The organism is Arthrobacter ramosus (assembly GCF_039535095.1).
Classification (GTDB): domain Bacteria; phylum Actinomycetota; class Actinomycetes; order Actinomycetales; family Micrococcaceae; genus Arthrobacter; species Arthrobacter ramosus.
The window spans coordinates 4,239,399-4,253,332 of record NZ_BAAAWN010000001.1; the positions used below are offsets into that span (position 1 = coordinate 4,239,399).

Genomic DNA, 13,934 nt, shown 5'->3' on the forward strand with positions numbered 1-13,934 from the left:
TTTCCCATCCAGATCCAAGCAACGGAGATTTTTGTGTCTACTCAGTTCCAGGGCGTCATTCCCCCGGTCATCACCCCCCGCCACGCAGACGGCCGCGTTGACACCGCGTCCCTGAAGAACGTCACCAAGCACCTGCTCGACGGCGGCGTGTCCGGCCTCTTCGTGTTGGGCTCCTCGGGCGAGGTCCCCTACATGACCAACGAGGAGCGCGAACTCGTCGTCTCCACGATCGCCGACGCGAACGCCGGTGCGGTGCCCCTGATCGTCGGTGCCAACGAACAAACCACCAACCGCGTCATCGAAGAAGCTCGCAAGGTTGTGGACCTCGGCGCCGACGCAATCGTGGTCACCTCCATGTACTACGCCATCGGCAACGCCCAGGAGACCGAAACCCACTTCCGCAGCATCCACGCTGCCGTCGACAAGCCGATCTTCGCCTACGACGTCCCCGTCCGCACCCACTTCAAACTGCCCACCGACCTCCTGGTCCGCCTGGGCCGCGACGGCGTCATCGCGGGCGTCAAGGACTCGTCCGGCGACGACGTCTCCTTCCGCCAACTCGTCCTCGCAGCCAAGGACATCCCCAACTTCGACATCTTCACGGGCCACGAAATTGTCGTGGACGGCGCCCTCCTCGCCGGCGCCCAAGGTGTAGTCCCCGGCCTCGGCAACGTCGACCCCGCAGGTTACCGCCGCCTGTTCGACGCCACCCAAGACGGAGACTGGACCGCAGCCGCCGCCGAACAAGACCGCCTGGCCGACCTCTTCGACATCGTCTACACCCCCAACGGCCGAGTCTCCGGTGGAGCAGCAGGACTAGGCGCTTTCAAGACGGCCCTCCAAATCATGGGCATCATCGAATCCAACACGATGAGCGCCCCCATGCTCTCCCTCAACGCCGAAGAAACCTCCGCAATCCGCACGATCCTCGAGCGCAACGACCTGGTCTAAGGGGCGGCGCCGTTCGGCCTGAGCGGGTTCCCGAAGGTCACCTTTTGCGGGTTGACGTCACCCCACCTGTGCTTGTTGCCTTGGTCGGGTCGTGCCGCAGGACCAGTTTTGCCGTCCCTTAGACACCTCCCGACGCACTGCTACAGTCGCTGAGCGACTTCCGAAATGCTTTGGTCGGCGATGCGGGACTACACAAAACCGTCCCTCCGCCACTCGGGCGATCGCGGAACCGTTGCGGCGGGGCCGGGATCCGCACTGTGCCGCCGGAGGCGGCAGTGAGCGGCAGGTCCCGATCGGCGAGTCCACAGCGCAAAGCGCGGGCGCATTGTTTCGTGTAGGCGCGCATCGCCGACCAGAGTCGTCTGAAGGTCGCCCAGCGACCGGAAGGCGACGTCGGGAGGTGTCTAAGCGCCGGCGAAATGATGGGTCCGCGCTGTCCCAGCCACAGCTAACCCGACCATAGACAAACCGCAGCCAGGCGCCGGCGCAACCACAACTGACCACAAACGCAACCGCAACGCGCGGGCTCAAACCCAGCAATCGAACGATCCGGAGGACAAACATGATGTACGTGGTCGGGGTTGATCTTGGTGGGACGAAGACTGCCGCGGGGGTTGTGGGGGCCGACGGGGAGGTGTTGTTTTCGGAGCAGATTCCTACGCTGAATCGGGGCGGGGGCGACGCCATTTTGAGGGCGACTGCGGCACTCGTGGGGCGGCTCATGCGGCGGGCGGCGGGCGAGGGAATCGACGTCGGGCGTGTTGGCGTGGGTTCGGCCGGGGTCATCGATGCCGTGAATGGTGAAGTGGTTTCGGCGACTGATGCGATCCTGGGGTGGGCCGGGACCAGGTTGACGGCTGGGTTGGCGCAACTCCTTGGCTTGCCCCGGGGGTCGGTCAGTGCGGTCAACGACGTTCACGCGCATGCTCTTGGTGAGGCGTGGCGTGGGGCGGCTGCGGGGTCTTCGAGTTCCCTGATGGTGGCTTTCGGGACGGGTGTTGGCGGCAGTTTTGTGCTGGACGGCTCGCCTGTTTTGGGGCACCACTACGTGGGTGGGCACGTGGGGCACTTTGCTTCCCCGTACGCCTATTACGAGGGCAAGGCCCTCCCGTGTGTGTGCGGGGGTTCGGGCCATGTCGAGGCGATTGCTTCCGGCCCGGCCATCCATGAATCCTTCGTCCGCTTCGGGGGCTCCCCCGAGGTCCCGGATACCCGTGCCGTGTTTGCCTTGGCTCACGGCGGCGATGCTGCCGCCTCGGCTGACAGTGCTGCCGCCGTCAAAGCCATCGGCGCGGGCGCAGGTGCTGCCGGGCTGGCGATCGGCGGGCTCGTCAACATCCTCGATCCGGAGACGGTAGTGGTTTCAGGGGGCTTGGCAGATGCAGGAGATTTCTGGTGGAAACCCATGGAACGCGCCCTGCGCAAAGAGCTGATGACCCCGCTTGCTGACATTCCAGTGCTTCGCGCGGCGCTAGGCAATACCGCGGCCATTGTGGGCGCGGCCAAACTCGTTCTTAACTGACACCCAAACACCCTCGCAAGGAGACACCCCATGATGCTGACCCTCGATGGCCTCGAAGCCCTCCGCTCGCAGTTGATCGTGTCCTGCCAGGCCTACCCGGGCGAGCCCATGCGCGATCCCCGGACGACCGGCCAGGTGGCGGCGTCGGCGGTTATCGGTGGTGCCGCGGCGGTCCGGGTCCAGGGCCTCGCGGACGTCCAGTTCACCCGCACAGCTGTGGAGGTTCCGGTGATCGGGCTGTGGAAGGACGGGCACGACGGCGTGTTCATCACCCCGACACTCCGGCATGCTCTCGCCGTCGCGAACGCCGGCGCCCACGTTGTGGCTATCGACGGTACGCGACGCCCGCGTCCCGATGGCTTGACCCTCAAGCAAACCGTTGACGGAATCCACGCCGAATCGCATGCCCTGGTCATGGCTGACTGCGGTTCCTACGCTGATGCGGTGGCCGCCGTCGAAGCCGGTGCTGACTTGATCGGCACCACGCTGGCCGGGTACACCGGGGAAGGTCCCAAGACAGACGGCCCCGATCTCGAGCTTCTCGCTGAGATCGCCGGCGCAGGACTGGGCAAGCCGCTTATCGCCGAGGGCCGCATCCATACCCCCGCACAAGCCCGGCAAGCCCTCGACGCCGGGGCGTTCGCCGTCGTCGTCGGTACCGCTATTACCCACCCGGCCAGCATCACGGGGTGGTTCAAGAGTGCAATGCACGCCTGAGCGCGCAGAATCCGTCGCCGGGTCCCTGATCCCGGCCTGTGTCCGGGCGTAGGCTTCTCCCATGGCTGAGGAGAATATCCGGGAATTCGATGTCATCGTGATCGGCGCCGGGGCGGTGGGTGAAAACGTTGCAGACCGGGTGGTCCGGGGCGGCCTTACCGCGGCCATCGTGGAGGCTGAGCTCGTCGGAGGGGAATGCTCCTACTGGGCCTGCATACCGTCCAAAGCGCTCCTTCGGCCTGGAACTGCCCTGCACACAGCACAATCAGTGCCCGGAGCATCGGACTCCGTCACAAAGGTCCTGGATCCCGCACCGGTCCTGAAGTATCGCGACTACTTCACCAACAAATGGCAGGACGACGGCGCGGTGCAATGGCTCGTGGACACCGGGATCGAACTCATCCGGGGGCGGGCCCGCATCACGGGCCCCCGCGAAGTCCAAGTGGATGGCAAGGACGGCAACAGCTACTCGCTCAAGGCCCATCACGCCGTGGTGGTGGCCACCGGATCCACACCGCTCATCCCGAAAATCGACGGCTTGCGCAACGTCCCTTATTGGACTACTCGCGGTGCGACCTCCGTCCAACACATCCCCGAACGGTTCGTGGTGCTGGGCGGCGGAGTCGCCGGCGTCGAACTTGCCCAGGCTTTCGCCCGCTTGGGCTCGTCGGTTTCGATCGTTGCCCGCGGCCGGTTGCTGAGCGCGTTCCCGGAGGAAGCCGCCGATTTGGTTGCGGCGGGGCTCCGGGCCGACGGCATCGATCTCCGTCTCGGGACAGACACCACTCGGGTCGAACACAACGCGGACCATTCCTTCAGCGTCACGCTCGGTGACGGGACCGTCCTGGCCTGCGATCAATTGCTGGTAGCCACGGGGCGGCGGCCAGCCCTGGACAACTTGGGACTCGAGAACGTAGGGCTCGACGCCGAGGAGGGCAGGGCTTTGCGCCTCACCACGGACTCGAGCGGCTTGGTTGAGGGTGCCGCCAGCGACGGCACCAGCGGGCTGTGGCTTTACGCGGCCGGCGATGCCGCGGGATCCGTCTTCCTCACCCACCAGGGCAAGTACGAGGCCCGGGCTACAGGCGACGCCATCGTGGCCCGCGCCAAGGGAACCCTCCACGGCACCCCGCAACCGTGGAGTTCCCTCGCAAAGACGGCCGACGAATACGCGATCCCCAGCGTCGTCTTCACGGATCCGGAAGTGGCATCCGTGGGCCCGAACCTCAAGCAGGCGCTGCAGAAGGGCATCAACGCAAGCTCGGTGGAAATCGCCATCAACGTGTCCGGCTCCCAACTGCATTCAGAGAATTACCAAGGCTGGGCGCAACTCGTGGTGGACGAGGACCGGAAGGTCGTGGTGGGCGCGACGTTCGCCGGGCCTGGAGTAGCCGAGCTTTTGCACGGCGCAACCATCGCGATTGTGGGCGAAGTCCCGTTGGACCGGCTGTGGCATGCGGTGCCGTCGTTCCCGACTATCAGCGAGGTGTGGCTGCGCCTGTTGGAGAAGTACGGACTGTAATGGAAGTCTATTTGAACTGACTGGTCAGTTCAGTTACGATTGGAGCAGATAACAGGTTCTGCGAAAGGTCCAATTGTGCTGTCTGCACAGCAACTCCAGATCGACGGCCGCCGGGACGATCTCCTGCCCCCCACTTCCCTCGAAGCCAGGCGCGGGGAGCTCCTCCTGGTCAGCGGCGACGGTCAGGACCAGCGCACGGCATTGGCACTTGCGCTGAGCGGCCGAATGAAACCCAGCAAAGGCCTCCTGAGCTGGGACAACTCGGCAAAGACCAAGAAAGTCCGGGCAGCGAGCACCCTGATTGACGCTCCCGGCGTCAACGAGCCGGAGCAGCATTTGAGCGTCCGCGACCTCGTCACCGAAGACCTCTCCCTCATCCCCCGCCGCTACCGTGGCGCCCTCCTCAGCAAGCCGTGGCTCAAGGTCAACCGCTTCGAGGACATCGCCGGGCTGTGGATTGAGCAGCTCCCTGCGGACCGACGCCTCGAGCTGCTGACTGCCCTGGCCCTTGCGGACCCTGCCCTCGACCTCCTGGTGCTCGACTCCCCGGACCGGCACAGCGCAAACACCGTGGACTGGCTCCCCCGGCTTGAACAGCTGGCGTACGACGCCGGGCGGCCGCTCGCCGTCGTCGCCGTCGTTTCTGCCCTCCCGGACAACTGGGACGGCCCGGCCGCGGTGATCGGCAACTCGGTCACGCATACGGCACCCGCCGAACCGGCCGCCGAACCCTTCGACGACGCGCAAGAAGATCCCGAAGAAGTACTCGAAACCCTGCAAAGGACCGCAAAGTGACTGTTCTGCGGCTGGCCCGCTCCGAACTCAAGCGCATGACCGGCGGGCTCCTGCCTAAGCTGACCATCCTCGCCCTGACCATGGTGCCCCTGCTCTACGGAGCCGTGTATCTTTACGCGAACTGGGACCCTTACGGCAATCTCAACCAGATCGACGCCGCCCTGGTCGTCGAGGACGCGGGAGCCCAGCCGGCCAACGGTCCCGAACTGCAGGCAGGCCAGAAGGTTGCCGACAGCCTCGTGCAGAGCCACGTTTTCAACTGGCAGAGGGTGACCACCACGGCAGAAGCCGACGCCGGCGTTGAATCCGGCAAATACGCCTTCGCCCTGAAGATTCCGAAGGACTTTTCGGCCAACCTGGTCTCGCCAGGAAGCTTCGACGCCGCCAACCAGGCGATGCTCAACGTCACCACCAACGACGCGAACAACTACCTCCTCAGCACCATCGTCGACAAACTCACCACCGCGGTGCACTCCACCGTGGCCAAGGAAGTCGGCGAGGAAACCGCCAACCAGCTCCTCACAGGCTTCGGCACCATCCACGCCTCCATTGTCAAAGCCTCCGACGGAGCCTCCCAACTCGCCGACGGCGTCGGCAAGCTCAGCGACGGCGCGGCCACACTCCACGACGGCACCAGCAAGCTCAGCAGCGGCGCGTCCGAGCTCCTGGCGGGCCAAAACAAGCTGCGCGACGGCGCCAATCAGCTGAACGGCGGTGCCGGGCAGCTCAGCGCGGGGCTCACGGAACTGAAGAACAAGACCGCGTCCCTTCCGGCCGACTCACAAAAGCTCGCCGACGGCGCCGCTCAAGTCGCCGCCGGAAACGCGCAGCTGAACACGAAAGTCCAGGACGTCGTCGGGCAGCTTTCAGCGTTCGACGCCGAGGCGCGGGACCGCGTTATAGCCTCGAACGCAAGGCTCGTGTCCGCCGGGGTCATCACGCAGGACCAGGCTAACAAGATCCTGGCCGACTTCGACACTGCCGCCGCGTCCGGCCCGGTCACCGACGCCAAAGCCAAGATCTCGGCGGATGCCGCCCAGATCCAGCAGCTTTCCAACGGATCGGCCGCGGTTAGTGCGGGCGCCGCCAAACTTGCGGGCGCCACGCCGTCGCTGACGGGAGCCATCGGCCAGGCCTCGGCGGGCGCGGACCAGCTCAGCTCCGGCACTGCGACGCTGGCGGCGGGTGAACAGTCTGCCGTCAACGGCACCTCGGCCCTCGCGGACGGTGCGGCAAAGCTCGACGACGGCGCGGCGCAGCTTGCCAGCGGTGCCGCCACGGCGGCGGACGGATCCCGCACTTTGGCGAGCGAGTTGGCGAAGGGCGCAGGCAAGGTCCCGAACCCGAACGACTCCCAAAAGAGCGAGGTTTCCAAGGTGATCGCGGATCCGGTCGCGGTCAACAATGTTTCGCAGGCCAAGGCCGGATCCTACGGCGCCGGCCTGGCGCCGTTCTTCCTGACGCTGTCCCTCTGGATCGGCGTGTTCATGCTGGTCCAGGCGATGCGTCCCATCACGCAGCGGGCCTTGGCCTCGAACGCTCCGTCGTGGAAAATCGCCGTCGGCGGCTGGCTGCCGTTCTTCGTCGTGTCCGTGCTGCAAGCCAGCATCCTCACCCTCGTGGTGGACCTGGGGCTGGGCCTCAACGCGGCGCACCCGGTGTGGATGTGGTTGTTCATGCTGGCCGCGGTCATGGCGTTCACCGCCCTTATCCAGGGCATCGTGGCTTTGCTGGGGACTCCTGGAAAGTTCGTGGTGCTGATCCTGCTAGTTCTGCAGTTGGTGTCTTCCGGCGGAACGTTCCCGTGGCAAACCACCCCCATGCCGCTGCACGTGGTGCACGAGATTATGCCGATGGGCTACGTGGTGACCGGCATGCGGCACCTGATCTACGGCGGCGACTTGTCCATGATCTGGCCGATAGTCCTGGGCCTGCTTGGCTACACTGTGCTGGGAGCTGCGCTTTCCACGCTGGCTGTCCGTAAGCACAAGTTCTGGACCCTCAAGACCCTGAAGCCGGAGATCGCGGTATGAGCATGCAAGAGCCGGACGTCTCCGGGCTCCCAAGACCGGAGGCCCGGGGCCCGGAAACTCCGGAGAAGAAGCTCCGCCCGGCACGCACGAACGCGACCAAGCAGCGACTCTTCGACGCTTCCATGGAGCTGATCGGCGAGCGCGGCGCAGCGGGCGTCACCGTGGACGAGATCGCGGCCGCAGCCGGGGTGTCCAAGGGGACGGTCTACTACAACTTCGGCAGCAAGTCCGATCTGATCGCCCAGTTGCTGCGCCACGGCGTCGACATCATGCTCGGGCGGCTCCAGACCATCGAAGGCTTGCACGCCGATCCGCTCGAGGCCATGGAAGCCATGCTCGGGCAAGCCATGGACTTCATGGACGACTACCCGTCCTTCGCGCGGCTCTGGATCAGCGAGAACTGGCGGTCGCCGAGTGAATGGGGCAAGCTCTTCGTCGAACTCCGCAGCGAGTTGCTGGCCGTGATCGGCGCAGCCATCGAAAAGGTCGCCACCACGTACCCCGTGGACACTGGCATTGCCCGGGGCAGCCTCGAGGCGGCGATGTTCGGAGCGATCTTCGTGGTGGGCCTTGACCGGCAGACGTACAACCCCGAGCGCACCCGCGAACAGAGCATAGCGGCCATTATGACCATCATGCGCGGCTACGTGCTGCGGTAACGGTATGGCAACTGCCGCGTCTTGGGGCGTGGCGCTGCGTGCCGTCAGGGATGATTAATCCCATGGGTCACATGGGGAACAGTGGAAAGCTTGCGGTCATCTCTGCCGTGGTGTCCGCTGGTTTGCTGGTGCTCCTCGCCATCACCCTTGAGGAAACCGTGATGTACACCTTTCTCGGGGTTTTGGCGATCGGCTATCTGGCGTGCGTCGCCGAGGTTTTTACCCGTCGCAGGTATTTCATGCTGGTTCTCGGAGCGATCTCGACGATCCTGTTCATCGCGTTCGGAATCGCTTTCCTGCGCATGTGGGGCCTCGCCTTCAACCAGGATGAAAATGCCCTCGGCAGCGCGGTGAGCACCAAAGATTCGGACATCTACTTCTACCTCGCCGCACTCTCCGGCTGCAGTTCCCTGCTGGTCTTGTTCGTGGGGGCGGTATGGCCATCCCGCAAGAACCGTGCGAAAGCGGCGCCCCGCCCGGCTGCCCGACGGCCCGCGCCCCGGCCTGCTTCGCGTCCTTCCCCGGCACCTGCCAGGCCCGCCCAGCGCCCGGCGGCCCGTCCGGCGTCGGGGGCCGTGAAGCGCCCGACGTCGGGATCGCCGGCTCAGCGCAAGCCCGCCCCCAAGCGCTGACGTACTTCGGGCGCCGCCACATTCCCAGGCTTGGCGCGCCGCTGCAGCACGGCAGTCGCCACGCCGCCCAGCAGGAGGAGGCCGCCGGCAAGTTCCGCCGTCGTCGGGACCTCTGAGATGAGCAGCCACGCGGCGGTCATTCCCACCACCGGGACCAACAACGTGAAAGGCACCACGGCCGAGCTCGGGTAGAGGCTAAGCAGCCGGTTCCAGATGCCGTAGCCCACCAGCGAGGCGAAAATGGCAGTGTAGAGGGCGCTCAGGATGGTCGCAGGCTGAAGGTTGGTGAGGGTCCCGACGACGGCGGCCGGGCCGTCCACGATCAGCGACAAGGCCAGGAGCGGCAACGGGACCACGGCCCCGGACCAGACCACCAGCCCCAGTCCTGAGGCCGCCTTCGCCTTGCGTGCGATGATGTTTCCCGCAGCCCAGGACAACGCCGCCGCGAGCACAATCATGAGCGGCACCACCGGGGCCACCAAGCTTCGACCCACCGCCACCAAAGCAAGTCCGGTGACGCCGAGCACCACCCCAGTCAGTTGGCGCTTGCTCGGCCGCTCCCCGAGGAACCGGGCCGCCAACAGCACCGTCAGGAGCACTTGTGCCTGCAGCACGAGGGAGGCGAGCCCGGCCGGCATGCCAAGGGCCATGCCCAGGTAGAGGAGGCCGAACTGCCCGGCGCTCATGAACAGCCCGACGCCGATGATCGCCTTCCAGCTGACGTCCGGTTTGCGGACGAAGAAGATGCAGGGGAACACCACCAGGACGAAGCGGATGGCCACGAACAGCAGCGGCGGCACATCCGCCGCGCCACCGCTCCCGTTACCGGGATGGAGGCCAAAGTCGATCGCGACGAAATTCAGGCCCCAGAGGACGGCGACAAGGACGGCGAGTGCTGAGTGTCGGATATTCACGATTCAACTCTGACAGTCAAGAGGATGAAGCACCAGCGTTGAATTCTGCATCAGATCATGTACGTTTGCTTCATGATTGAGATTGCGGCGCTACGGGCCCTCGTAGCAGTGGAACAGCAAGGCTCGGTGGTGGCGGCATCGGAGGCTATGGGCTTCAGCCCGTCGGCGGTCTCCCAACAGATCAAGAAGCTCGAGAAGCAAAGTGGTGTGACCGTCCTGGAGCGCCACGGACGCGGCGTACTGCTGACCGACCGCGGCATGGCACTGGCCGAGTACGGACGCCGGATCCTGGGCGAGTTGGAAGAACTGCAGGCCACGCTGCTTGCCGACCCCGCGAAGCCGAGCGGAGTGCTTCGGCTCGTCGGGTTCTCGACGGCCTGCTGCGGGCTGGTAGGTCCGATGCTGCGGAAACTTGGCGCGGCCCAGGCTGTTGCCGCCGGATCTTCGGCCGCGGGGAGCTCCGGGCTTGGCGGCTCCGGGCTTGAAATCCGGGTAGTGGCCGAGGACCCGCGCGAGGCGGTCCAAAGGGTCGCAACCGGTGAAGCCGATCTCGGCGTCGTGCACAACTGGCACTCAGTGCCGTTGGTCATTCCGGAGAACATGATCCACGAGGACCTCTGCCTGGACACCGCCGACGTCCTGCTGAACTCAGCGCACCCGCTGGCCGGCCGGACCGCCGTCGAGCCTTCCGATCTGGTGGACGAACGCTGGATCAGCACGCCGGCCGGTGCCATCTGCAATGAGGCGCTGCTGGCGATCTTCGCTGGCCTGGGGCGCGTGCCGGACATCCGCATCTACGACCCCGACTTTTCCACGCACATCGCGATGGTCCAGCAGGGTGTTGCGGTGGCGCTCGTGCCGCGCCTCGGCAGGCCCGAGCTCCCCGCTGGAGTGGTGGCAGTGCCAGTCGTCAATCCGATGCAGCAACGCCAAGTGGGAATCGTATACCGGAAGACCATGACGGCAAGCCCCAGCATCCGCCACGTGGTGCGCTTGCTGCAGGATGTGGCCGCGGAACTCGACGTGAGCTAGCTCGGACTATCCCCGCGAGGGGGCTACTTCTTTGGGCGTGGCACTGCGAAGTGGGTCAGGCGGGCATCCTGCCCATCGAGTTCAGCCCACGGCTTTTCGAGTTCCATCACCGTCATGGCACTGGTCGGGTAACGCGTCGCGGCATCCATGTAGGCGTCATGGTCCGAGTCGCGGGAAGCCAAGTGCATCGCGAGGTCCTGAACGCCGGGCATGTGCGAGAAGATCATGAGTGTCGTGACGGTTTCCGGCACATGGTTGATGACAGTCAACATCCGCTGCGCGGACGCGGCGTACAGGTCGTCCTCGAGTTTCGGCGTCGGGGCCTTGTCCCCCAGCTCGCTGCACACCCAAGTACAGGTCTGCCGGGTCCGGAGGGCAGACGAACACAGGATGAAGTCCGGAATCACGTGATGCTTGAGGAGCCATTTTCCGGCGAGGGGGGCCTCCCGGTGGCCACGCTCGGCAAGGGGTCGCTCATGATCGGGCACCCCAAGGGGCCAGTCCGACTTCGCATGCCGCATGATCACCAGCCGCTTAATGTGATGCTCGCTCATCCCCCCACCCTACTATCCCAACTAGCTCGCATTTGTTGTCGTTATGAGCCCTCAAAACGACAACAAATGCGAGCTAGTTGGGTGGCCCGCGGAAGCGAAAGCGCCCGCCCCCTAGACAGGGAGCGGGCGCCTTGAGCGCGTGGAGACTAGATCGAGTATTCCGGAGCGGCCCAAACGATGACCTCGGGGTGCTCGTAGAAGCGGTAGCCCTGGCCGCGTACGGTGCGGACCGTGTTTGCGAGGCGGCCGAGCTTGGAGCGGAGGCGCCGGATGTGGACGTCGATGGTGCGCTCGTTGGGGACCTCTTCGGCGTTGCGCCACAGGCCCTCAAGGAGTTCATCGCGACCCACGGTGCGGGTGCCGTTCTCGACGAGGTAGTTGAGGAGCTCGAATTCCTTGAACGTGAGGTTCAGCGATTCGCCATCGAGGTGTACCTCACGACGGGCGAGGTCGATCAACACGCCGGACGGGCGGGCTTCCTGGGCAGGCTGCGGGCGGAGCGCCTCAGCGCGCTGGCGGTTGCCGACGGTCGGGTCACCGAAAGTCGAGCGGACGACGTCGAGCGCGGAACCAGGCGCGCTGGCCGGGGCTACCGCGACGGCGGCGTAGCTCTCGGCGCCGGACACGAGGGACTGTGCGTAAGCCCGGATTTCCTGGGCAAGCTTGGCGATGGACGTTCCGGCGGCCGCAGCGGTATCTTCGTCGATGCCCATGTAGAGCACGAACCCGCGGGCCACATTGTCGTTGGCAACCGGACGGATGGAGCGATCCGCTGGAGCCAGGACCGGCGTGGGTGCAGTCATCGGCGAGGCCTCGTTGGCGGGAACAGCGCGGAGCTGGCCGTAGGAGTTGGGGTTGTAGCCCTGGGGGACGTAACCGGGCGCCTGGCTGCCACCCTGCGGTGCGGGCTGGGCGTAGGCCGGGCGGTTGCCGAAGCCGGGACGCAGGCCGGCGTTCGACGCGGCCTTATTGGCGTTACGGACGGAGATGTGGACGTATCCGGATGCAACTGACATGGATTGCTTACCTCAAAGTGAATAGCCGTCATCGCGGCTTCGAATGCTGGTCTGGTCCCCGCAATGAGATGGGGAGGGGCGCCCGACGCTGGGCAGGGGGCGAATGCCTGAAACTTCTTGGGGTCTTAAGTTAGGCATGCATTCGACAACAGCTCATCGAAATACCAGCGGGTGTGCTGGGCTCGATCGCTGCGGCTGCAGATGCTGTTGAGTTCTTGTTCACATTTGAAGTGTGCAACGTAACAAAGGGAACTTGCAAGTAACAAAGGGCGGAAGCGTCCACATTTTGAGACGAATCGGACTATTGTGCCGCACATCACAATTCACACATGTCCAAATGTGACCCATTCTCGTTCGTCACAATGGCCGTTATGAGCGCAATATTCGAATAAAATTTGATGGAAAGATCATTTTTTGAATCTTAAGTCACGTCACGCGCTTGCCTTTGAATCTCGAGATATGAAACAACCCTTGTCCAATCCCGAATCTGCGTCTCATGAAAATTCTTGGGCAAATCGTCTGCTAGGGCGCTGGTTGCAGCGCTGCGCGGACGCGCCGTCGTGACCTTCTTTGAATTCGGAAAGCGCTTGCGACACGGCGAGTTGCGTGATTCTGAGGCCAAAGCGGGGAAAAGAAGGTCACGACGGACACAAGCACCCGTCACTAGTTGGTGGTGCCGGTCCCTTGCGTACTTGATGTGGTGGCAGTGACGATCTGGATGGACTGTGCCGTGTACTTGTCGGACTCCTTGAGCGAAGTGACCCTCACGCTGGATCCGGATTTCACATCGGCGAGGGTCAGGGTGGTGCCGGTGGTTCCGCTTCCGCGTTGCCGGACGCCTTCCGCTACCACGACGTCCGTTCCGAGGGCATAGCTTCGCGTGAATCCGTCATCGCTCTTGACGGTCATGGAGCTCGCCGAGATGTCAGTGACCGTACCCAGCTGGCCTGCCATGGTGACGTAGCTGCCGTTCTGGAGGACCACATATTCCGAGTGGACGGCAGCGTTCAGGCCACCCATGCCCACCCCGAGCCCGCCCGGACCTGCGTTCGTGCCGCCTGGGCCACCGAATCCGCCCTGGCCGTTCTGCCCGGCACCCGGTCCCTGCGCATTGGTGGTATCCGCCGCAGCGGTCCCGTTTCCGGCGGCGTAGGCACCGGCTCCTGCCGCCGCAGCGACCACGACCGCGACGCCGCCAACAATGAGCCCCTTCTTCAGGCTCCAATTCTTGAAAAACGAAGGTTGGGGCTGTCCGGAGTTGTATTGCTGCGGAGCACCCCACCCGGCGGCAGGCTGCTGGTTCACCGGCGGCTGCGGAGCACCCCACCCGGCGGCAGGCTGCTGGTTCACCGGCGGCTGCGGAGCACCCCACCCGGCGGCAGGCTGCTGGTTCACCGGCGGCTGCGGAGCACCCCACCCGGCGGCAGGCTGCCCGGGGGCAGGCTGGCCGGAATCATCAAGGGGGCGGATCACCGGCTGCGGGTGCCCATTCTCCGGCTCGGAACCAGGTACGGAGGGGTTGTTTTGCTGATCCATGGTGTTCTCCATCGAAATCGAGACTGTTTGGTCGTGATTGTTCTTGTCCCA

Annotated in this window: 13 protein-coding genes; 9 read left to right on the top strand and 4 right to left on the bottom strand. The window is 65.0% G+C overall.

The features are described 5' to 3' along the window. Positions 1-33 precede the first annotated feature (33 nt). From ABD742_RS19485 to ABD742_RS19520, 8 genes are all read left to right on the top strand, one after another. Entirely contained in the window at positions 34-951 is a 918-nt protein-coding gene (locus ABD742_RS19485; RefSeq protein WP_234752445.1) for a dihydrodipicolinate synthase family protein, read from the top strand. 562 nt (positions 952-1,513) lie between these two features. Further along, positions 1,514-2,473, top strand: coding sequence for an ROK family protein (locus ABD742_RS19490; protein ID WP_234752443.1), 960 nt, complete (start codon positions 1,514-1,516; stop codon positions 2,471-2,473). A 30-nt stretch (positions 2,474-2,503) separates the two neighbouring features. Continuing rightward, positions 2,504-3,190 (top strand): N-acetylmannosamine-6-phosphate 2-epimerase, encoded by a 687-nt coding sequence (locus ABD742_RS19495; protein WP_234752442.1) that lies wholly within the window; start codon positions 2,504-2,506, stop codon positions 3,188-3,190. Positions 3,191-3,251: 61 nt separating this feature from the next. Continuing rightward, positions 3,252-4,712 carry a dihydrolipoyl dehydrogenase family protein gene (locus ABD742_RS19500; protein WP_234752441.1) on the top strand — a complete coding sequence of 487 codons (1,461 nt, stop codon included), beginning with the start codon at positions 3,252-3,254 and terminating at the stop codon, positions 4,710-4,712. 75 nt (positions 4,713-4,787) lie between these two features. Beyond that, positions 4,788-5,507 (top strand): ABC transporter ATP-binding protein, encoded by a 720-nt coding sequence (locus ABD742_RS19505; RefSeq protein ID WP_234752440.1) that lies wholly within the window; start codon positions 4,788-4,790, stop codon positions 5,505-5,507. Next, on the top strand, positions 5,504-7,540 hold the full coding sequence (locus ABD742_RS19510; protein WP_234752439.1) for a YhgE/Pip domain-containing protein: 2,037 nt from the start codon (positions 5,504-5,506) through the stop codon (positions 7,538-7,540). The genes ABD742_RS19505 and ABD742_RS19510 overlap by 4 nt, the downstream gene beginning before the upstream one ends. A 2-nt stretch (positions 7,541-7,542) precedes the next feature. After that, positions 7,543-8,199, top strand: a complete 657-nt coding sequence (locus ABD742_RS19515; protein WP_234752551.1) for a TetR/AcrR family transcriptional regulator — start codon at positions 7,543-7,545, stop codon at positions 8,197-8,199. A gap of 62 nt (positions 8,200-8,261) precedes the next feature. After that, complete coding sequence (locus ABD742_RS19520; protein ID WP_234752438.1) at positions 8,262-8,831, top strand: hypothetical protein; 570 nt, start codon at positions 8,262-8,264, stop codon at positions 8,829-8,831. Here the strand turns inward: ABD742_RS19520 and ABD742_RS19525 are convergent. Beyond that, the gene (locus ABD742_RS19525; RefSeq protein ID WP_234752437.1) at positions 8,804-9,745 is read right to left on the bottom strand and encodes an EamA family transporter; all 942 of its coding nucleotides are present in this window, start codon (positions 9,743-9,745) and stop codon (positions 8,804-8,806) included. The genes ABD742_RS19520 and ABD742_RS19525 overlap by 28 nt on opposite strands. Before the next feature lie 72 nt (positions 9,746-9,817). Here ABD742_RS19525 and ABD742_RS19530 point away from each other — a divergent pair, with 72 nt between their 5' ends. Beyond that, positions 9,818-10,777 carry a LysR family transcriptional regulator gene (locus ABD742_RS19530; protein WP_234752435.1) on the top strand — a complete coding sequence of 320 codons (960 nt, stop codon included), beginning with the start codon at positions 9,818-9,820 and terminating at the stop codon, positions 10,775-10,777. A 23-nt stretch (positions 10,778-10,800) separates the two neighbouring features. On the opposite strand, the gene ABD742_RS19535 is transcribed toward ABD742_RS19530, so the two are convergent. The 3 genes from ABD742_RS19535 to ABD742_RS19545 form a co-directional block, all read right to left on the bottom strand. After that, positions 10,801-11,331 (bottom strand): SixA phosphatase family protein, encoded by a 531-nt coding sequence (locus ABD742_RS19535; protein WP_234752434.1) that lies wholly within the window; start codon positions 11,329-11,331, stop codon positions 10,801-10,803. Positions 11,332-11,477: 146 nt separating this feature from the next. Further along, positions 11,478-12,347, bottom strand: coding sequence for a winged helix-turn-helix domain-containing protein (locus ABD742_RS19540; RefSeq protein ID WP_234752433.1), 870 nt, complete (start codon positions 12,345-12,347; stop codon positions 11,478-11,480). Positions 12,348-13,010: 663 nt separating this feature from the next. Further along, positions 13,011-13,883: a hypothetical protein gene (locus tag ABD742_RS19545; protein WP_234752564.1), complete on the bottom strand. Its 873-nt coding sequence runs from the start codon at positions 13,881-13,883 to the stop codon at positions 13,011-13,013. Positions 13,884-13,934: the final 51 nt, after the last annotated feature.